Below are 19,185 nucleotides of genomic sequence, written 5' to 3' on the forward strand. Positions count from 1 at the left end.
TCAGGACAAGGACGCCATGGACCAGGGCCACGCCACCACCGAAGGCTCGACGGATCGTGGAGCCTGTGCCCGCAGCGGCGGCAGGCCCAGGGCTCCGCTCCCGGCCAGTTTCGCCGAACTCAAGCAGCAGCAGCTGGTGTTCACCCTGGTACGCCAGTTGGCCGAAGCCATGTTCGTGCGTGCCGATCGGGAGCTCAGCCGTCGGCTCTGGCAGGAAGTGGCGGTGCTGGAGATCGATCCTGACCGCATCACCGCCCTGCTCTACGGCGGTCAGTCCTGCGACGACCGCGAGGGCCTGATGGCCCTGGATGCGAGCTGGACCGAGCAGGTTCATCCTGCCGCCGAGCCACGCCGTGGCTTCCGCTGGGGCTGGGGTGGCGGTGCACCCCGCCGCGGTGTGATCAGCTCACGTCCGTCCGCGGGCGGGCGCCGTAGTGCTCCACCAGCAACGCCTCCAGCACGTCGGGGAGCTGGCTGAGGGGCACCCCCTTGTCGTGCAGCGCCGCCAGTTTCGGGTTGGCGTCCATGGCACCACCCAGGAAGATCTTGGCGGCTTCCACCATCTGTCCGTCCACCCGGGTCTTGGCGCCCATCAGGCCGATCTGGCCCATGTAGGGCTGGCCGCAGGCGTTGGGGCAGCCGGTCCAGTGGGTGCGCACGCCATGGGGCAGCTCCAGGCGCCGCTCCAGTTCATCGACCACCGCCTGCGCCGTGCTCTTGGTCGGAATGAGAGCAAAGCTGCAATAGCGGTTGCCGGTGCAGCTCACCGCTTCGGCCTGCAGGGGTCCAGGGGTCACCTGGAAGTGCTCCAGCAGCGGTTCCACCAGCAGGGCATCGAGCCTGCCCTCGGGCACATTGGCGATCAGCGCGTTCTGGCTTTCGCTCAGCCGCAGTTCGCCGCTGCCGTACTCCCTGGCCAGACGGGCGAGTTCCACCATGCTGGCCGCCTCCAGCCGGCCCATCGGCACGTGCAGGCCGACCCAGTGCAGACCCTTCTGCTTCTGAGCGTGGACGCCGCAGATGTCGCGCGGGGCCTGGGACACCAGGTGGGAGCCGTCGTGGGCGGGGGTGGCGGCGGCTTCCTCCACTCCCACGAATTCGGCGAAGGTGTCCAGCACCTGGGAGCGGTAGTCCTCGAGGCCCAGGGCGTCGATGAGATACATCAACCGGGTCTTGTTGCGGTTCTCGCGGTTGCCTTCCCGCTCGTAGTGGCGCAGCACCGCCAGGCTGAAGGCAGGCAACTGATCGCCCCGCAGCCAGAGACCCAGGGGAATGGCCAGTTCGTTGCGCTGGGCGGAGAAGAAACCGCCCACCATGACCGTGAAGCCCAGCTCACCGTTGTGATGGGCCGGCAGGAAGGCCAGATCGTTGTGCAGCAGAAAGCTGTCGGGAGCTCCACCCACGGCCACATTGAATTTGCGGGGCAGGTTGCGCGGGCCTTCGGGCCCCAGCAGCGCCTCCTGGATCGCATCCACCAGGGGCCGGGTGTCGAGGAATTCCTCGGGGTCGAGGCCGGCGAGCGGATTCCCCGTGACGTTGCGGGGGTTGTCGTGCCCCGACTGACGGCTGGTGAGCCCGACGGAGGCGAGCGCCCGCATCAGGGGGGCCATGTCTTCCAGCAGCAGGCCCCGCAACTGGATGTTCTGGCGGGTGGTGATGTCGGCACTGCCGTGTTCACCGCAGCGATCGACCACATCGGCAAGTACCTCCAGCTGCTCCGAGCTGATCACACCGTTGGGCAGCCGCAACCGCACCATGAAGCGCCCGGGGGTGACGGGCCGGAAGAAGATGCCCAGCCATTTGAGGTGGATGGTGAGGGTGGCCTCATCGAGGGAGTCCCAGCCCTGGGCACCGAGATCCTCCAGTCTGGGCTCCAGATCCAGACCGCAGGCCTCGGCTTTCGCCTTCTCCACCTTGTTGAGTTTCTGGCTGGAGCCAGCCGGGGCTGCAGGCAGATCTGAGGAGGGAGAAGACGTGGTCACGATTGCATCCAAACCATCTGAGTCTGACCCTTTAGCCTCTCAGCAAGCGCCTCCATCCCCTGTTGCAAGCATTACCAAACATGGTTCCCGGGGGGATCGCGGGGGAGGTGTCCAGGCGTCCGTTGATGGCACCGGAAGCGATCCGCTTCCGGGAGCTTCTCGCCAAGGTGGGCAGCGGAGAGCACACCAGCACCGGCCTGAACCGCGGCGAAGCCCGCGAGGCCATGGACCTGATGCTGCAGGGGCTGGTGGGTGATGCCCAGCTGGGGGCTTTCCTCATCGCCCACCGCATCCGCCGGCCCGCCGCGATCGAGCTCACCGGGATGCTCGACAGTTACCGCAGCCACGGCCCGGTCCTGCGGACCCCCGGACGACGACCCCTCTGTTTCGGTGTTCCCTACGACGGCCGCAGCCGCACGGCGCCGCTCCTGCCGTTGCTGGCGCTGGTGCTGGCCTCCGCGGACCAGCCGGTGGTGCTGCACGGTGGCGATCCGATGCCGGTCAAGTACGGCGTGACCCTGGCGGAGCTGTTCTCCGTCCTCGGGCTCAACTGGCGGGGCCTCAGCCTGGCCGAGGTGCAGCAGCGACTGGATCGCCATGGTCTGGCCCTCACCCACCAGGCCGATCACTTCCCGGAGGCCCAGAGGCTTCTTCCCGTGCGGGACGCCATCGGTAAACGGCCGCCGGTCGCGAGCCTCGAGCTGCTCTGGACGCCCCATCAGGGGGACCACCTGCTGGTGAGCGGCTTCGTGCATCCCCCCACCGAGAGCCGGGCCTGGGAGGCCCTGGGCCACGCCGGTGAGGCGGATGTCTTCACCGTCAAGGGCCTGGAGGGTTCCACTGATCTGCCCACCACCCGGGCCGGCATCACCGCCCGGCTTCGCCATGGGGGGATGACCCGGATCCTTCTCCACCCCCGCGACCACGGCATCACGGCCCAGGAAGTGGCCTGGCAGAGCCTGGACGTGTGGCGTGACCAGGCCCTGGCCGCCCTGGTGGGGGTGGGCCCCCTGGCGGACGCGCTGCTCTGGAATCTGGGCGTCTACTGGTGGCAGGCCGGCCACAGCGACAGTCTGGAAGCCGGCCTGGTGCAGGCGCGGGCGCTCCTGGCGGCCCGCAGTGGCGAGCGACTGCGGCGGGAGCTTGCCGCATGAGCCTGCACAACCGCTGCTTCGCCTTCGAGGCCGACTTCGTGGATGATCTCCGCTGCCTGCCGATGGCGGTGCGCCGCAAGCTCGATCTGGCCGGTGTGAAACTGCCGCTGAGCCACTGGCATGCCCTCACGGCGGACGAGCGGGCGGAGCTGCTGGCCTGGCCGGATCACCCTGGGGCCATCGATGAGCTGCGGCTCTGGCTGCAGCGGCGGACCGCCGGCCTTGCCGACGGTCCAGCCCGCGGGATCGATCCCGCTGCCGGACTCGACTGGCAGCAGCGTGAAACCGTGCCGGAGCGGTTGCGAACGGCCTGCGCGCAGCTCGGCGCCCTGGTGGAACCCCGCCAATGGCAGTCCCTCGATGAGCTGCAGCGCTTTGCGCTGGTCAAACTCAGCCATCCCGGCCACGAACATCGCAATCTCCCCCGTGCTCTGAAGGAGTTCGGCCTTTAAGGCCCGAGAATCCTCACCACCCTGCAGTTGGTAGCAATGAACACGCTGGAGGGGTAGCCATTCGTGATCTTGTAAGTGTCGTTGGTCAGCTTGTGCGCCAGCCACATCCCCGGTTCGGTGCGCTTGATTGCGGAGCCCGTCCGGATTGCGATTTTTTCGCAGCCCGACACATTCACCAACCGTTCCAGGCTCCATGTCCAATCTTTCGCGCCGCAGATTTCTGATCACCGCTGCCGGCACAGCCGCCGGCGCTGTCTGGTTGAGTGCCTGCGGTGGCAAGAAGGCCGCCACCACCACCGCCCCGGCTGGCGCCGGAGCCAGCGACACCGAAGTGAAGGGGGCCACTCTTGGCTTCATTGCCCTCACGGACGCCTCTCCGCTGATCATCGCCAAGGAAAAGGGCTTCTTCGCCAAGCACGGCATGCCCGACGTGAAGGTGGTGAAGCAGACCTCGTGGGCCGCCACACGCGACAACCTCGAGCTGGGAGCAGATCGAGGTGGCATCGATGGGGCCCATATCCTCACGCCGATGCCCTACCTGCTTACGGCGGGGACCATCACCAAGACCAGCAAGCCGCTGCCGATGTATATCCTGGCGCGGCTCAATGTGAACGGCCAGGGTCTCTCCCTCTCCAATGAATTCCTGAAGGAAAAGGTCACCCTTCAAAGTCCCAAGATCAAGGAGATCGCCGACCGTAAGAAGGCTGAAGGCAAGCTGCTCAAGGCGGCCATGACCTTCCCCGGCGGTACCCACGACCTCTGGATGCGCTACTGGCTTTCCGCCAACGGTGTCAACCCGGTCTCGGAAGCGGATCTGGTGGTTGTGCCCCCGGCCCAGATGGTGGCCAACCTTCAGACCGGCACCATGGACACCTTCTGCGTGGGTGAACCCTGGAACCAGCGCACCGTCAACAAGAAGATCGGCTATACCGGGGCGATCACCGGTGAACTCTGGAAGGATCACCCCGAGAAGGCCTTCTCGATGCGCGCCGACTGGGTCGACAAGAACCCCAAGGCAACCAAGGCCATGCTGATGGCGGTCCAGGAAGCTCAGATGTGGTGCCAGGATCCTGCCAATCTCCAGGAACTCTGTGAGATCACGTCGAAGGACAAGTACTTCAAATGCAATGTGGAGGACATCAAGCCGCGCCTGGCTGGCACGTTCGACTTCGGTGATGGACGCAGTGTCACTGATTCACCGCTGAGGATGCACTTCTGGAAGGAGACCGATTCCCATTCCTTCCCCTACAAGAGCCACGATCTCTGGTTCCTCACCGAAGACATTCGCTGGGGCTACCTCCCTCAGACCACGGATACCAAGGGCCTGATCGACAAGGTCAACCGCTCCGATCTCTGGAAGGAAGCCGCTATCGCCATCGGCCAGGAGAAAGCGATCCCTGCCTCCGATTCCCGGGGCAAGGAAACGTTCTTTGACGGTGTGGTCTTCGATCCCGAGAATCCCAAGGCCTACCTCGACTCGCTCAAATTCAAGGCCCTGACCTGATCGGGATCCGGCCCGACTCACCAACGCCGATACATGACTCTCACTGCTCCCCTCGACCGGCGGCGCCCCCGCCCATTCAGTCTCGCCATTCTCAAAGGAGTGGTTCCCTATGTGATCTGCATCGGGGCCTTTCTGATCAGCTGGCAGTTGCTCTCAGGCATCCTTGGAGCAGCCCGTCTGCCAGGACCCATTCAGGTGGTGGTCGATACCTGGGATCCCTACATCAGCGATCCCTTCTATGACAACGGGGGGACCAGCAAGGGTCTGGGCTGGCAGATTCTGATCTCGCTGCAGCGGGTGGCGATCGGCTACGGGCTCTCGGGCATCGTCGGCATCGCCATCGGTGGCCTTCTTGGCCTCAACCGCTTCATCGGTAAAGGATTTGACCCGGTGATTCAGGTGCTGCGCACGGTGCCGCCTCTGGCCTGGTTCCCCATTGCCCTGATGGTGTTCCAGGACGCCAATACATCGGCCGTCTTTGTGATCTTCATCACCTCAATCTGGCCTGTGATCATCAACACGGCCGTGGGCATCCGTCAGATTCCCCAGGATTACACCAATGTGGCCAGGGTGCTGCGCCTGCGCAAGCGCTCTTACATCCGGGAGATCGTGATTCCAGCCACAGTTCCTTATGTGTTTACCGGTCTGCGCATCGCTGTGGGTCTGGCCTGGCTGGCAATCGTGGCGGCGGAAATGCTCAAAGCCGACGGTGGAATAGGCTATTTCATCTGGGATGCGTACAACGCTGGTGGAGACACCAGTGCCAGCCAGATTATTCTCGCGATTGTCTATGTCGGAATTGTGGGGCTGGCACTTGACCGCCTTGTGGCCTTCGCGGGCTCGAAGGTGAGTGGAGGACACTGACCATGCCTGCTCTGTTCACCGTTGACAACGTCACTCAGACCTTCCCCCTCAAGGATGGTGGCACCTACGTCGCTCTGAAGGATATTTTTCTGAACGTGGCGGAAGGGGAATTCCTCTCCCTGGTGGGTCACTCCGGTTGCGGCAAATCAACTCTGCTCAATCTGCTGGCCGGCCTCACGCAAGCCAGTGAGGGCGGAATCCTCATGAACGGTCGGGAAGTCACTGAGCCAGGGCCAGACCGGATGGTGGTGTTTCAGAACTATTCCCTTCTCCCCTGGAAGTCTGTCCGCCAGAATATTGCTCTCGCTGTCGACAATGTGATGCGTAGTTCCTCCAAGGAGGAGCGCGAAGCCATCATTGATTACAATATCAAGCTGGTGGGGCTGACGGCTGCTGCCGATAAATTTCCCCATGAAATCTCGGGAGGAATGAAGCAGCGGGTGGCGATCGCCCGGGCTCTGGCTCTGCGCCCCAAGCTGTTGCTGCTGGATGAACCCTTCGGTGCGCTTGATGCCCTCACCCGCGGCAATCTCCAGGAGCAGTTGATGCGCATCTGCGAGGAGGCCCAGGTCACCACCGTGATGGTCACCCACGATGTGGATGAAGCCCTGCTGCTCTCCGATCGGGTGGTGCTGATGACCAATGGGCCGGAGGCCTACATCGGTCAGATTCTCGAAGTTCCCCTGGCCCGACCCCGCACCCATCTCTCGGTGGTGAAGGACCCTGGCTACTACAGCCTGCGCGGCGAGGTGGTCCAGTTTCTCACCCAGCAGAAAGAGGCCCGTAAGCAGCGGCTGAATCCTTCCGCCGCCGTTGCTGCCAACGGCCTCGAGAAGGTGAACCTCACCCTCGGCTTCATCCCCCTCACCGACTGCGCGCCTCTGGTGGTGGCCAGTGAGAAGGGATTCTTCGCCAGATTCGGCCTGGAGCAGGTCAGCCTCAGACGTGAGACCAACTGGAAAACACTGGAAGCCGACCTTCGCCAGGGGGTGATCGATGGAGGTCAGGTTGTGGCCGGGATGCCCCTGGCCATCACCCTCGGCGCTCAGGGCAAGCCGCCCCTGGCCATGGTCACGGCGCTCACCCTCACCCGCAACGGCAACGCCGTCACCCTGCACCGACGGTTCCACGACGCCGGCGTGCGCACCATCGCCGATTTCAAGGCCTGGATCAGCGCTCACCCCGAGCACAAGCCGGTGCTGGCGATGGTGCACCCAGCCTCGATGCACAACCTGATCCTGCGGGCCTGGCTGGCGTCGGCCGGCATCGATCCCGACCGTGACGTCAGTCTGATCGTGATCCCGCCGCCTCAGATGGTGGCCACCCTCAAGGCGGGCACCATCGATGGGTTCTGTGTCGGGGAGCCCTGGAACACCCGGGCTGTCCAGCAGCAGCTGGGAACGGTGATCGCCACCGACAACGACCTCTGGCCCGGACACTGCGAAAAGGTGCTTGGGGTTCGCGAGGACTGGGCCGCCGCCCATCCCCGCACCCACCTGGCCCTGATCAAGGCCCTGCTGGAGGCCTGCCGCTACTGCCAGGACCCCGCCAATCGCTCCGAAGTGGCCGAACTGCTCGCCCGCAGGGACTATGTGGGCACCGAGCTGGACACGATCCGCCCTGGGTTGGTGGACCCCTATGACCGCGGTACCGGTGCTCCGGAGCTGATCCAGGACTTCAACCAGTTCCACGGTGCCCAGGTCAATGCCCCCCAGACCCGCGATGGGCTCTGGATCCTCACCCAGCTGGCCCGCTGGGGGATCACCGCATTCCCCGAGAACTGGAGCGAGGTGCTCGAGCGCGTGCAGCGCCCCGATCTCTTCGCCCAGGCCAGCGCCGATCTGGCCCCTGAGCCGAGCGCCAACGGCCACCGGCTGCTGCCCGTGCCGCTGTTCGAGAACCAACCTCTGGATCCTGGTGATCCGATGGCTTATCTCAAGCGACTGGAGACCTCGAGGGCCATCCGCTACGAAACGATTTCGCTGCCCGAGCGACCCTCCACCCTCGAGCCGGCTGCGCCGCTTCGCTGAGACTCCTCTCCTTCCTACCGATGCAGACCCTACCGTCCACGACCACCGCAGCCACCACCCAGGGATCGGAGCCGTTTCTGGTGATCGATGGGGTCTCGAAGGTGTACCCCACCCCCAACGGCCCCTACACCGTTCTCGATGATGTTCACCTCGAAGTTCGCGAAGGTGAGTTCATCTGTGTGATCGGTCACTCCGGTTGCGGCAAGTCCACTCTTCTCGACATGGTCTCCGGCTTCCGCAAGCCCACCACCGGCCAGGTGCGGCTGGAATCCAAGCCGATCGAGGAGCCCGGCCCCGATCGCATGGTGGTGTTCCAGAACTACTGCCTGCTGCCCTGGCTGTCGGCCTACGACAACATCGCCCTGGCGGTCAACAACGTGTTCCCCGAGCTCAAGCGCAACGGCCAGTCCCGGGCCCTGGTGGACAAACACCTGGCCATGGTGGGCCTCACCGAGGCTGCTGCCAAGAAACCCGGCAGCCTCTCCGGCGGCATGAAGCAGCGGGTGTCGATCGCCAGGGCTCTGGCCCTGCAACCCAAGGTGCTGGTGCTCGATGAACCTTTCGGGGCTCTTGATCCGATCACCCGGGAAGAGCTCCAGGAGGAGCTGCTCAAGATCTGGTCGGAGCACAGGATCACGGTGCTGATGATCACCCACGACATCGATGAGGCTCTGTTTCTTGCCGACCGGGTGGTGATGATGACCAACGGACCGGCGGCGAAGATCGGCGAAATCCTTGACCTCCCCTTCCCGCAGCCCCGCGATCGCGCCCGGCTGATGGAGCTTCCCGAATATTTCGACTACCGCAACAGAGCCCTCGATTTTCTCTACCGCCGTTTCGCCCACGACGACACGTGAGGACCGCACTTCCCGTCCAGCAGTCCTTCTGTCAGCTGTCGATGGCCGTTGGCCAGACCCTCCTGCTGGATGGCGGTCATGCTGCCGCCACCTCCCCGATGCGCATCCTCTCCGGCATCCTGAGGGTGTTTCTGCTGGCCTCCGCGGGCCAGGAGATCACGATCGGTTTCCTGCAGCCGGGTGATGTCTGTGATGCCCTGGCCCTTCGCCGTGACTGGGTGGGCCTCGAAGCCCTCACCCAGGTGCAGGTCGAGCGGGTGGAGCGCACTGAAGCCGTGGGCGATCTCACCGATCTCAGCACCTGGACCCTGGAGCTGCTGATGATCCGTCACCACCCGGACACCGAAAGGCGACTGAGGGCGCTGCTGGCCCTGCTGGTGGAGCGGCTGGGACGGCGCAATGGCCTCTGGTACGAGCTGCCGATCCGGATCACCCATGAGCGGCTGGCCGAGTTGATCGGCAACACGCGCGTCACAGTCACCAAGATGTTCTCGCGCCTGCGCCAGTCGGGCTTGGTCGAAGACCCTCCCGGCGGCAGTGGCCCCCTGGTGCTGCGGCTCTCCCCCGAACTGGTGGAGGCGATGCTGCCGATCGGCTGAGTGCTGGGGGGCCTAGGCCCGCTCCACGCGCACGGCGGCTGCCTTGAGTTCCGGTTGCTTCGAAACCGGGCAGCCCAGGGCATGCATCAGCCGGTTGGCTTCACAGGCCTGCTCCTGGGCGGCCCCCCAGTGCATCGGCAGAAACACCGTGCCCGGACGGATCCGATCGGTGATCTGCACCTTCACACTGACGGCGCCCCGGCGGGAGCTCACCCGGGCCAGAGCACCCTCATCGAGGTTGCAGCGTTCGGCGTCCGCTGGGTGGATCTCCAGCAGGGGCTCCGGGTGGCTGCGGCGCACCCGCTCCACATGGATGGTGCGGGTCATGGTGTGCCAGTGGCCGAGGTACCGCCCCACCGTCAGCACCAGAGGGAAGTTGGCATCCGGTGGCTCCCCCAGCCCCAGGGGTTGCTGGGCCACCAGGCGGGCCTTGCCGTTGGCGGTGGGGTAGATGGCCTGAGTGTGGAGCCGTGGCTGGCCGTGCCCCGCAGCCGTGCCGGAGGGGAAGGGCCATTGCTGGGGTCCGTGCTCGGCCAGCAGGCCGTGGCTGAGCCCGCTGTGGTCGCAGATCCGCCCGGAGGTGATTGCCGCGAACTCGGCATAGACCTCAGCTGGGGAGCCGTAGCTGAACTGCTCGACAAAGCCCAGCCGCCGGCCCACCTCCGCGAAGATGGACCAGTCGGGGCGGGCCTCACCGGGGGGCTGGCGGAAGGCCTGCGACAAGGTGACCCGGCGCTCCGAGTTGGTCATCACCCCCTCCTTTTCGCTCCATTGGGCGGCCGGCAGCACGAGGTGGGCCACCGCTTCGGTTTCGGTTCCTGCATAGGCCTCGTTCAGCACCACCAGGGGGCAGCTGGCCACCGCCTGGCGCACGCGGTCCAGCCAGGGGAGGCTCACCAGCGGGTTGGTGGCCGCCACCCACCAAAGGCCCAGCTCGCCGCGTTCCATCGCCTCGATCTGCTCCCACACCGAGAGGCCATCGCGCTCGGAGATCGCGCCGGGGGGAAATCCCCAGTGCCGCTCGATCGTGGCGCGGTGGCTGGCCTCGTGGATCGAGCGGTATCCGGGCAGCAGCGCGGCCAGGCCTCCGGCTTCCCGTCCGCCCATGGCATTGGGTTGACCAGTGAGGGAGAAGGGGCCGGCGCCGGGTTTGCCGATCTGGCCGCTGGCCAGATGGAGGTTGATGATCCCAGCCACGGTGGCCGTGCCCTCCACGCTCTGGTTCACCCCCATCGACCAGAGGCTGAGCACCCCGGAGCTGGCGGCCCACACTGCGGCCAGACGCCGCAGCGCCTCCTCCTCGATCCCGCAGAGGGCGCAGACCCGCTCGGGAGTCCAGCCTTGCCAGAGGGCCGCCAGCTCGGGGAAGCCGTCGGCGGTGGCGGCCACCCGCCCTGGATCCACTGCCCCCAGTTCCAGCAGCAGATGGCCCACGCCATGGAGCAGCACCAGATCCGTGCCCGGGCGGATGGCCAGGTGCAGGTCAGCCGCATCACTGGTGGCGGTGGCGCGGGGGTCGACCACGATCAGCTGCAGCGCCTCCTTCTGACGGCGTTTGCGCTTGAGCAGCCGCTGAAAGAGCACGGGGTGACAGTCGGCGGTGTTGGTGCCGATCAGCACCACCGTGTCGGCAAGGTCGAGGTCGTCGTAGCAGCAGGGGGGGCCGTCGGAGCCCAGGCTGAGCTTGTAGCCAGACACCGCTGAGCTCATGCACAGCCGTGAATTGGCATCGAAATTGTTGGTCCCCAGGGCCCCTTTGATCAGTTTGTTGGCGACGTAATAATCCTCGGTGAGGAACTGGCCGGAGCCGTACATCGCGATGGCGCCTGCTCCACGCTCCGCCTGAATGGCCCGGATCCGTTCCACCAGGATCGTCAGGGCCCGCTCCCAGCTGATCGCCTCAAAGGGCTGGTCGCGCTGCTCGCGCCACAGGGGTGTGCTCAGACGGTTGCAGTCGAGGGTCTCGGCCACCGTGGCTCCCTTCACGCACACCTGGCCGAGGGAGGAGGGATGCTGCCGGTCACCCCGGACCGACCAGAAGCCATGGCCGCCGCCCGCCGCCGGGGGTTTGAGCTCCAGGCCACAGCCAACCCCGCAGTAGGGGCATTGAGCCTTGGCTTGAGCGGGCACTGGGCAGGTGGTGCAAGGGGAGTCGCGCTCCATGCTCGCCCATGGGCTGCGACGGCGACGGGCCGTGGCGGAGTGAGCACCGGGGCCTATGGCGCCAATCAACAAACCTCATCAAACAGTGGTTGACCCATAAGAAAAGTGCCGCCTAAGGTTCGCGCACCGACCCCCAACCGAGGAGCCTGATACGCCGTGAATCCAGCCATCCCCGCCACCATCGAGCCGATCAGCGCCGATCGGCCGCCGTCCCAGGCCGCGCCGTTGCCGGTCCCCCCAGGCTCGAGTGCCCCTCCCCCCGGGGATGTGCGCTGGTATCAGCAGTTCCGCCGCGTCCAGATCGTTCAGTCGCTCGAGGCGATTCAGGATCTGATCGCGGTGTCGCTCTGCGTGGGTCTGTTCTGCGTGATGGTGCTGCAGATGCGCATCCTTTTCTCCACGCTGCTCTCGGCACCGCAGTTCCACGCGATCACCGCCGATATCCTCTTCATCCTGATCCTGGTGGAACTGTTCCGCCTCCTGATCATTTATCTGCAGGAGCAGCGGGTGTCGATCGGTGTGTCCGTGGAGATCGCAATCGTTTCGGTCCTGAGGGAGGTGATCGTGAACGGCGTCCTTGAGACCGACTGGCACCAGATCCTGGCGGTCTGCATGTTCCTGATCACCATGGCCGTGCTGATGGTGGTGAGGGTCTGGCTGCCGCCCACCTTCGCCGGGGTGGATCCGGAGGCCAAGGTCTCGGCACGCATGAAATCCGGGCCCTTCACGCAGCAGTGAGTTCCGACCACCACCAGGGACCTCTGGGCCTGCTGCTGCTGCACGGCTTCAGTGGCAGCACGGCCACCTTCGCTGACCTGGAACCTGAGCTGGTTCAGGCTGGAGTCGTGGTGAAGGCACCGCTGCTGCGCGGCCATGGGCACGACTCCCCCCAGGCCCTGGCCGGGGTCACCTGGTCGGACTGGCTGGACGATGCCAGCATCGCCCTGGCCGAGCTCCGGGCCCTCGCCGGGCCGGTGATCGTCCTGGGTCACAGCATGGGTGCCCTGATCGCGGCACTTCTGGCCGTCGAGCAGCCAGAGGCGATCGACAGCCTCGTTCTGGCGGCGGCCCCGCTCCGGCTGGCCTCCCCCCTGGCGCCTGGACGCCCTCTCGAGGTCCTGACGCCACTGCTGGGGCGACTGCTGCGCAGCTGGCCCCTGCCAGGGGATTACGCCGACCCGGCCCTGGCCGCCAGCGACACCAGCTATCCCTGGGTGCCGATGGACGCCCTGCTCTCCTTCCTGCAGCTGAGCGTGGTGGTCCGCCGCCGCCTGGCTGAAGTGCATCAGCCGGTCCTGATTCTCCACAGCCGCGCCGACCGCGTTGTGGCCCCCGCCTCCGCGGATCTGCTCGCCTCCGGGCTGGGAACGCCCTTGGAGCAGCTGCGTGTGGTCTGGTTCGAGCGCAGCGGTCATGAGCTCTTCCGGGATTGCGAGGCAGGAGCCGTGATTACCAGCGTGCTTCAGTTCGTGGATGAGCGGATCAACCGGCGGCCCGTCGCTCCTTGACCCCAGACCGAAGCCGGCCTCCCTCAGGGCCTGCCTGCTCAGCGGTGGTGACAGCCGGCGCATGGGCACCGACAAGGCCATGCTGCCCCACCCCAGCGGCGGCACCTGGCTGGAGCAGGCCCTGCAGCTGCTGGCCGGTCTCGGGGTGCCGCTCACCCTGGTGAGTCGCCATCGCGCCCATGCCCGTCTGGCCCGCCAGTTGAACGAGCGGCTCGGGCTGGAGATCGAGGTGCTGCTCGAGCCGCCTCCCCAGGAGGGGCCTCTGCTGGCGCTCACCCGCCTGATGGCGCTCTACCCCGGCCAGCGGCTGCTGCTCGCCCCTGTCGACATGCCCCGGTTAAGGCTGGAGAGCCTGCGGGCCCTGCTCAATGCCGCCGAGGCCGGCTTCGATCCCGACACCATTCATCTGGCCCATGACGGCCGCCGGCTGCAGCCTCTGCTGGGCCTCTATCCGGCCACGCCCTCCAACCGGGCGGCGGCGGAGACCTTCACCGGCCGGGGGGGGCGCAGCCTGCTGCGCTGGCTCGAGCAGACCCGCTGCGTCAGTGCCGTGGAGCTCGATTCCACCCAGCTGCTCAATGCCAACACCCCGGGCGATTGCGGTCCTGGGCCGGGCAACGGTTTCAGCGGGTCTGCGCCAGGCTGAGCTTCCGGCAGCCGGCCGCCCAGGCCGGGCAGATGTGGCAGCTCAGTCCCCTCTCCTCGATCAACTGGGCCGCCCGGGGGGAGTGCTGCGTCTCTCCCTCACCGCCCGCTGCAACCTCGCCTGCCCGTACTGCTGCCCTGACAGCCATGACCCTCCGGGGCTGCTCACCCTGGCGGAGCGGGTCCGGCTGGTGAGCACGGCGGCGGAGCTGGGATTCCGCCGGTTGCGGCTCACCGGTGGGGAGCCCCTGCTGCACCGGGGCCTGGAGGAGCTGGTGGCCGCCCTGCAGCCCCTGCGTGCCCCGCACCCGCAGGGCGGCGGCCCAGGGTCGCGGGGGCTGAGCGAGATCGCTCTCACCACCAATGGGGTGCTGCTCAGCGCCCAGCGGGCCCAGGATCTGCGGGCGGCCGGCCTGGATCGGATCACGGTGAGCCTCGACGGCACCGACGGCGAGAGCGTGGCGCGCATGGCGGGACTGGCCGGTGGTGCGGCGGCCGGAGAGGCCGTGCTCGAGAAGGTGCTCGCTGCCCTTGACCATGCATGCGCCGCCGGTTTCGATCCCGCCAACGGGGGCCTCAAGCTCAATGCCGTGATCGCCAGGGGCCGCAACGAACATCAGCTGCTGCCCCTGGCGCAGCTGGCCCGGCAACGGGGGATCGAGCTGCGGTTGATCGAGTTCATGGATGTGGGCAACCGCAATGGCTGGCAGCCGGATCTGGTGCTGCCTGCGGCCGAGATGGTGCGCCGGATCGGTGCCCACTGGCCCCTGGTGCCCCTGGGGCGCGAGGTCCATGGCACCGCCAGCCGCTGGCGCTACGGCGATGGGGCCGGCCATCTGGCTGTGGTGGCCTCGATTTCCGCCCCGTTCTGCGGCGACTGCGACCGGCTGCGCGTCACCGCCGATGGGGTGGCCTACACGTGTCTGTTCGCCTCCAGCGGGCTTGACCTCAGGCCCTGGCTGCGCGCGCCCTCAACCGTCGGGGAGACCCTGAGCGGGGCCATGCGCAGCCTCTGGAGCCAACGCCACGACCGGTACAGCGAGGAGCGCGCCGAAGAGCAATCTTCAGGGACTGTCACAACTCAGCGCTCCCATGCCGAGATGGCATATCTGGGGGGGTGATGATTGAGCTGACGCCCAGGTGCTCAGCCTTCACTCGCATCCCTGTCCATGCGCCACACGTTTCAGGTCGCGCTCGCCATCACGGTGATCAGTGCGCCTCTGGCCGCGATGGCCCTTCCCTTCAAGCCAGATCCCACCTCCTTTGCCATCTATCTCGGCAGGAAATCGATCGAGGATGGATCGCGTGTGACGTTCTCCGAGCTGGTGGGGTGTGCCGCCAGCGGGAAGGGAATGACGGAGAGCTACAGCTGCCAGACCGGCGATGCCCTGCTGATCACCCCGACCGGCGTTCAGCGGTCGTGTCGGGCGATGGTGCGTGACGGCCGCCCTGGAGTCATCTGGACGGCCCAGGCGAATGGAGTGGGTTCATGGCGGGCCAATCTCGTCTGCCCCGCCCTTCCCGAGACGACCTCGCCAGCTGGGGAAGGTGAGGCGCTCACCCCCCGCTGATGGACGGTTGGGCTGCGGCGAGCGAGGCGGTGAACGCGGCCACGCTCATTTGCCGGCAGTAGCCCCGGAAGCAGCGCAGGGCCGCCCGGTGGCGCTCGGCTGATTCAGCCATGCAGGCATCGCTCAGGCAGGTCACGAGGTAGCCGCGGTCGGCGGCGTCCTTGACGGTGTGATCGATGCACTGATCGGTCAGCAGGCCTGCCACCACCAGCTCGGTGATGCCGATGTTGCGCAGCAGGTAATCGAGGCTGGTGGAGTTGAAGGGGGAGGAGGAACTCTTCGGCAGCACCAGTTCATCGGGCCAGGGAGTGAGGGGCTCGATCACCCGGGCTTCCCAGCTGCCTGGTGCAAAGCCCAGGCCGGAGCGTTTGTAGTCGAGGCTGCGGTCGCGGCCATCGGCGGTGAGGTTGGCGATCACTGTGTGGATCACCTCCAGCCGGGCCTGGCGGGCGTGCTCCAGCGCCCGTTGCAGCCGGGGCAGGACGGCCGCCTGAAAGTGCTGATCGAAGCCGGGCGGGCGTGTTGAAAGCGTGGCCGCGGCGTGGCCTGGGGGGGCGGCGGGGCCGCAGGTGCCGTTCTGGACATCGATCAGGAGCAGGGCCGCGTGAGCCAAGGAGAGAGGTGGCGGCGGCCACCACGATGGCCGGCGGCCGAGGAACGGGCAATGATTTCGGAGTGAGTGCCTGCTTCCCCGTGCCGGACCTGACCACCGCCACCGCCCTGACGGCCGACTTCCTGGACCGCGGCCTGCGCCGGGTGGCGGTCACGTTCGTGAACCACGCCGGGGCGGTGCTGGTGAAGGGGGTGCCGCTGGCGCGCCTGCCGCTGGTGGCGCGCCACGGGGTGGGGTATTCACCGGTGGCCGATGCGTTCGGGGCCACGGGCCTGATCGATCCGCAGCAGTCGCTGGCGCGGCCCGATGGAGACCTGCGCCTGAAGCCCGATCTCCGGGCCCTGCGCCCCCTTGACCCCGGCACCGGCTGGGCCTGGGCTCCCGGCCTGCGCTTCGAGCGCGACGGTGAGGGCTATGCCCTCGATCAACGGGGCTTCTGCGCCCGGCAGCAGGCGGCCCTGGCGGCAGCCGGTCTGAGCGCTCAGTTGGGCTTCGAGATCGAGTGGATGCTGGGCCTGCCGGAACCGGCTGGGGGATGGATCCCGGCCGTGGCGGGTGGCCCCTACGGCGCCGATCGCCTGGTGGAGGGGCTCGATTACCTCACGGCCGTGGCCGAGGCCCTCGATGCCGCCGAACTGCCCTGGCTGCAGCTGCATCCTGAATATGGCGCCGGTCAGTTCGAGCTGTCGCTGGCCGCCGCCGAGCCCCTCGAAGCCGCCGATCGCCTGGTGGCGGCACGCCTGGTGATCCAGCGGGTGAGCCGCCGCTTCGGCTGGACCTGCAGTTTCGCTCCGGTGGTGACGGCCGAGCTGGTGGGCAACGGCGGCCACCTTCATCTCAGCGTGGCGGAGCATGGGGTGCCGCTGCTGGGCGGCGGCCCGGGCCCGGCCGGATTGACAGCGCGGGGGGAGGCGCTGCTGGCGGGGCTGCTGGAGCAGCTGCCGGCCCTGATGCCCCTGGCCTGCGCCCTGGCGGTGTCGTACAGGCGGCTGGCGCCGGGGCGCTGGGCGGCCCCCTTCCGGGTCTGGGGGGTTGAGAACCGTGAGGCGGCGCTGCGCCTGGTCCCTGCCGGCGGGGGTGAGCCGGCTCACCTCGAGCTCAAGGTGGCCGACCTGAGCGCCAACCCCTACCTGCTGGTGGGCGCGGTGCTGGCGGTGGTGCGGGAGGGGCTGGGCTGCCACCGCGACCTGCCGCCACCGCTGAGCGGGGATCCCGCCGCCGCACCACCCGCCGAGGCCCCGAGGCTGCCTCGGACCCTCGGCGAGGCGGTGCGGGCGTTCGAGGCCAGCCCTGTGCTGCGGGAGGCCATGGGGGAGGCCCTCCAGCGCACCGTGGCGGAGGCGCGCCAGGCGGAGGTGCGTCGCAGTGACGCCCTCGCCGATGAAGCCCTGATCACCTCCACCCGCTCCTGGCCTCTCACCGGACTGTGAGCGTGAACCTGTCCAGCGGCATCACCAGCAGCGCGGTCGTCGACTGGCACGCCCCCGCCGTGCGGGACCTGGCGCGGCACCTGGGCGACGGCAGCCAGCGGCAGGTGGCCGAGCGCTGCTTTCTCTGGGTCCGGGACCGCGTGAGCCACAGTTTCGATGCCGCCGCTGCAGGCCCCATCCCCACGGACTCCTGGGCTGACGCCACGGCCATCGCCGCCGACACCACCTCCGCCACCTGGCCGGTGACCTGCGCCGCCTCGGAGGTGCTGGAGCGGCGCACGGGGATCTGCTTCGCCAAGTCCCATCTGCTGGCGGCCCTGTTGCGGGCGAACGGCATCCCGGCCGCTTTCGGCTACCAGCGCCTCTCGCTGAACGACGACGGCCCCCCCTTCGTGCTGCACGGCTTCGTGTGGCTGCGGCTGGCCGGACGTCGCTGGCATCCCCTCGATCCCCGGGGCAACCGGCCGGGAGTCACCACCCGCTTCGATCTGGAGGCCGCCTCGCTGGCCTACACGCCGCGGCTGCCGGGGGAGCGCACCGATCCGGCGGTGTACCCCGAACCCCTGCCGGCGGTGGTGGCGGTGCTGCGAAGGTGCCGCACACTGCCCGAGCTGCGCTCAACTCTTCCGGACGTGGAGCCATAACAGATCGATCTGTCTAGGTGGCTAGGGTGCTGCTGCCGAGCATCGCCCATGGCCCGACCTGCCGCCACCGGTCCTGCGCCCAGCAAGCGCGAGCTGCTGATCGATGCCGCTCTGACACTCTTCGGCTGCGAGGGCTACCGCGCCGTGGGCATCGACGCCCTGCTGCAGCGGGCCGGGGTCGCCAAGATGACCCTCTACAAGCACTTCCGCTCCAAGGAAGATCTGATCGCCGCGGCCCTGGAGCAGCAGGCCGCAGCGATCACGACCGCGATCAGCGCCCGGATCGACGCCGTACCTCCCGAGGGAGCCGATCAGCCCCGCGCCCGGCTGCTGGCGGTGTTCGCCTGGCTCGAGGACTGGCTGCAGGATCCGACCTTTCACGGCTGCCTCTTCGCCAAGGCCGCCGGCGAGTATCCCCACCCCGGTGATCTGCCGCGGCAGGCCGCCGTGGCGTTCAAGGCCTCCTGCCGCACGCTGCTGGAGCGTCTCTGCACCGAGCTGCCGTGCCGGCACCCCATCGCGCTGGCGGCTCAGCTGGAGCTGCTGATCGAAGGGGCCGCCTCGCTGGCTTTCCTGCGCCGTGATCCCGGAGCCGGCCCTGCCGCCCGGCAGGCCGCCGCCGTGCTGATCGATGCGGCGCGTCGCGGCGATCCGGCATGACCGCCGCCCGGCCACCCGGGGATCTGCGCATCGATCGCTCCACCCACGACGACGTGGAGCCGATCGTGGACCTGGTGGTCGCGCTCCTGGAGGAGATCAGTGCCGGTCTCGGCGAGCGGGTCTTCAGTGCCGACCCCGACACCACCCGGACCCGGTTGCGGCGGTTCCTGGATCTGCCGGGCTACGCGTCCTTCCTGGCCCGCCTCGGGAACGAGCCCGTCGGGGTGCTCACCCTCTACGAGTCGCTGGCGCTCTATGCGGAGGGTGCCTTCGGCACGATCGCCGAATTCTCCGTGGTGCCGGCCTGGCGCGGGCGCGGTATCGGCCGGACACTGCTGCAGGCGGCCCGGGCCTTCGGGGTCTCCCGCGGCTGGACGCGGCTGGAGGTGACCACGCCGCCGTTGCCGGCCTTCGCCCGCACCCTGGCGTTCTACAAGCGTGAGGGCTTCGCGGTGAGTGGCGGACGCAAGCTGCGCTGCCTTCTGGAGCCCCCGCGCTGACGCTCCAGC

At 67.6% G+C, this 19,185-nt stretch carries 20 protein-coding genes; 17 read left to right on the forward strand and 3 right to left on the reverse strand.

Features of this window, described 5'->3' with window-relative positions:
* Positions 1-16: 16 nt before the first annotated feature.
* Positions 17-478 (forward strand): hypothetical protein, encoded by a 462-nt coding sequence (locus I1E95_RS09635; RefSeq protein ID WP_197161752.1) that lies wholly within the window; start codon positions 17-19, stop codon positions 476-478.
* On the opposite strand, the gene I1E95_RS09640 is transcribed toward I1E95_RS09635, so the two are convergent.
* Positions 402-1,982: a ferredoxin--nitrite reductase gene (locus tag I1E95_RS09640; protein ID WP_231594539.1), complete on the reverse strand. Its 1,581-nt coding sequence runs from the start codon at positions 1,980-1,982 to the stop codon at positions 402-404. The genes I1E95_RS09635 and I1E95_RS09640 overlap by 77 nt on opposite strands.
* A gap of 125 nt (positions 1,983-2,107) precedes the next feature.
* Between I1E95_RS09640 and I1E95_RS09645 the strand changes: the two genes are divergently transcribed.
* The 7 genes from I1E95_RS09645 to I1E95_RS09675 all read left to right on the forward strand — a co-directional run bounded on the left by I1E95_RS09645 (position 2,108) and on the right by I1E95_RS09675 (position 9,442).
* Complete coding sequence (locus I1E95_RS09645; protein WP_197167355.1) at positions 2,108-3,136, forward strand: anthranilate phosphoribosyltransferase; 1,029 nt, start codon at positions 2,108-2,110, stop codon at positions 3,134-3,136.
* The gene (locus I1E95_RS09650; RefSeq protein WP_197161753.1) at positions 3,133-3,588 is read left to right on the forward strand and encodes a nitrate reductase associated protein; all 456 of its coding nucleotides are present in this window, start codon (positions 3,133-3,135) and stop codon (positions 3,586-3,588) included. Before I1E95_RS09645 ends, I1E95_RS09650 begins: the two co-directional genes overlap by 4 nt.
* A 193-nt stretch (positions 3,589-3,781) precedes the next feature.
* On the forward strand, positions 3,782-5,092 hold the full coding sequence (locus I1E95_RS09655) for a CmpA/NrtA family ABC transporter substrate-binding protein (protein ID WP_197161755.1): 1,311 nt from the start codon (positions 3,782-3,784) through the stop codon (positions 5,090-5,092).
* A gap of 33 nt (positions 5,093-5,125) precedes the next feature.
* Positions 5,126-5,956 (forward strand): nitrate ABC transporter permease, encoded by an 831-nt coding sequence (gene ntrB, locus I1E95_RS09660; RefSeq protein ID WP_197161758.1) that lies wholly within the window; start codon positions 5,126-5,128, stop codon positions 5,954-5,956.
* A 2-nt stretch (positions 5,957-5,958) separates the two neighbouring features.
* Positions 5,959-7,986 carry a nitrate ABC transporter ATP-binding protein gene (locus I1E95_RS09665; protein ID WP_197161761.1) on the forward strand — a complete coding sequence of 676 codons (2,028 nt, stop codon included), beginning with the start codon at positions 5,959-5,961 and terminating at the stop codon, positions 7,984-7,986.
* A gap of 20 nt (positions 7,987-8,006) precedes the next feature.
* Positions 8,007-8,843, forward strand: a complete 837-nt coding sequence (locus tag I1E95_RS09670) for a nitrate ABC transporter ATP-binding protein (RefSeq protein ID WP_197161764.1) — start codon at positions 8,007-8,009, stop codon at positions 8,841-8,843.
* 41 nt (positions 8,844-8,884) lie between these two features.
* A complete protein-coding gene (locus tag I1E95_RS09675; protein WP_197161767.1) occupies positions 8,885-9,442 on the forward strand; it encodes a Crp/Fnr family transcriptional regulator in 558 nt (185 codons plus the stop codon).
* A 12-nt stretch (positions 9,443-9,454) separates the two neighbouring features.
* Here the strand turns inward: I1E95_RS09675 and I1E95_RS09680 are convergent, their stop codons facing one another.
* Positions 9,455-11,605, reverse strand: coding sequence for a molybdopterin oxidoreductase family protein (locus tag I1E95_RS09680; RefSeq protein WP_197161770.1), 2,151 nt, complete (start codon positions 11,603-11,605; stop codon positions 9,455-9,457).
* A gap of 225 nt (positions 11,606-11,830) precedes the next feature.
* Between I1E95_RS09680 and I1E95_RS09685 the strand changes: the two genes are divergently transcribed.
* From I1E95_RS09685 to I1E95_RS09705, 5 genes are all read left to right on the forward strand, one after another.
* Entirely contained in the window at positions 11,831-12,343 is a 513-nt protein-coding gene (locus tag I1E95_RS09685) for a phosphate-starvation-inducible PsiE family protein (protein ID WP_370594589.1), read from the forward strand.
* On the forward strand, positions 12,340-13,113 hold the full coding sequence (locus I1E95_RS09690) for a carboxylesterase (RefSeq protein ID WP_197161776.1): 774 nt from the start codon (positions 12,340-12,342) through the stop codon (positions 13,111-13,113). The genes I1E95_RS09685 and I1E95_RS09690 overlap by 4 nt, the downstream gene beginning before the upstream one ends.
* Positions 13,079-13,759: a molybdenum cofactor guanylyltransferase gene (locus tag I1E95_RS09695; RefSeq protein WP_197161779.1), complete on the forward strand. Its 681-nt coding sequence runs from the start codon at positions 13,079-13,081 to the stop codon at positions 13,757-13,759. Before I1E95_RS09690 ends, I1E95_RS09695 begins: the two co-directional genes overlap by 35 nt.
* 85 nt (positions 13,760-13,844) lie before the next feature.
* Positions 13,845-14,879 carry a GTP 3',8-cyclase MoaA gene (locus tag I1E95_RS09700; RefSeq protein ID WP_231594979.1) on the forward strand — a complete coding sequence of 345 codons (1,035 nt, stop codon included), beginning with the start codon at positions 13,845-13,847 and terminating at the stop codon, positions 14,877-14,879.
* Positions 14,880-14,927: 48 nt separating this feature from the next.
* On the forward strand, positions 14,928-15,329 hold the full coding sequence (locus I1E95_RS09705) for a hypothetical protein (RefSeq protein WP_197161784.1): 402 nt from the start codon (positions 14,928-14,930) through the stop codon (positions 15,327-15,329).
* On the opposite strand, the gene I1E95_RS09710 is transcribed toward I1E95_RS09705, so the two are convergent.
* Positions 15,316-15,942 carry a cysteine hydrolase family protein gene (locus I1E95_RS09710; RefSeq protein WP_197161786.1) on the reverse strand — a complete coding sequence of 209 codons (627 nt, stop codon included), beginning with the start codon at positions 15,940-15,942 and terminating at the stop codon, positions 15,316-15,318. The genes I1E95_RS09705 and I1E95_RS09710 overlap by 14 nt on opposite strands.
* An 8-nt stretch (positions 15,943-15,950) precedes the next feature.
* On the opposite strand from I1E95_RS09710, the gene I1E95_RS09715 reads away from it, so the two are divergent.
* Genes I1E95_RS09715 through I1E95_RS09730 form a run of 4 tightly spaced genes read left to right on the forward strand, consistent with a single transcriptional unit; the run spans position 15,951 to position 19,176 of the window.
* On the forward strand, positions 15,951-17,372 hold the full coding sequence (locus tag I1E95_RS09715; protein ID WP_231594540.1) for a glutamine synthetase: 1,422 nt from the start codon (positions 15,951-15,953) through the stop codon (positions 17,370-17,372).
* 2 nt (positions 17,373-17,374) lie between these two features.
* The gene (locus I1E95_RS09720) at positions 17,375-18,016 is read left to right on the forward strand and encodes a transglutaminase family protein (RefSeq protein ID WP_197161788.1); all 642 of its coding nucleotides are present in this window, start codon (positions 17,375-17,377) and stop codon (positions 18,014-18,016) included.
* Positions 18,017-18,064: 48 nt separating this feature from the next.
* The gene (locus I1E95_RS09725) at positions 18,065-18,676 is read left to right on the forward strand and encodes a TetR/AcrR family transcriptional regulator (RefSeq protein ID WP_197161790.1); all 612 of its coding nucleotides are present in this window, start codon (positions 18,065-18,067) and stop codon (positions 18,674-18,676) included.
* Positions 18,673-19,176: a GNAT family N-acetyltransferase gene (locus I1E95_RS09730; RefSeq protein ID WP_197161792.1), complete on the forward strand. Its 504-nt coding sequence runs from the start codon at positions 18,673-18,675 to the stop codon at positions 19,174-19,176. The genes I1E95_RS09725 and I1E95_RS09730 overlap by 4 nt, the downstream gene beginning before the upstream one ends.
* The last annotated feature ends 9 nt before the right edge of the window (positions 19,177-19,185 follow it).

Source organism: Synechococcus sp. CBW1107, from assembly GCF_015841355.1.
In the GTDB taxonomy this organism is placed as follows: Bacteria; Cyanobacteriota; Cyanobacteriia; order PCC-6307; family Cyanobiaceae; genus Regnicoccus_A.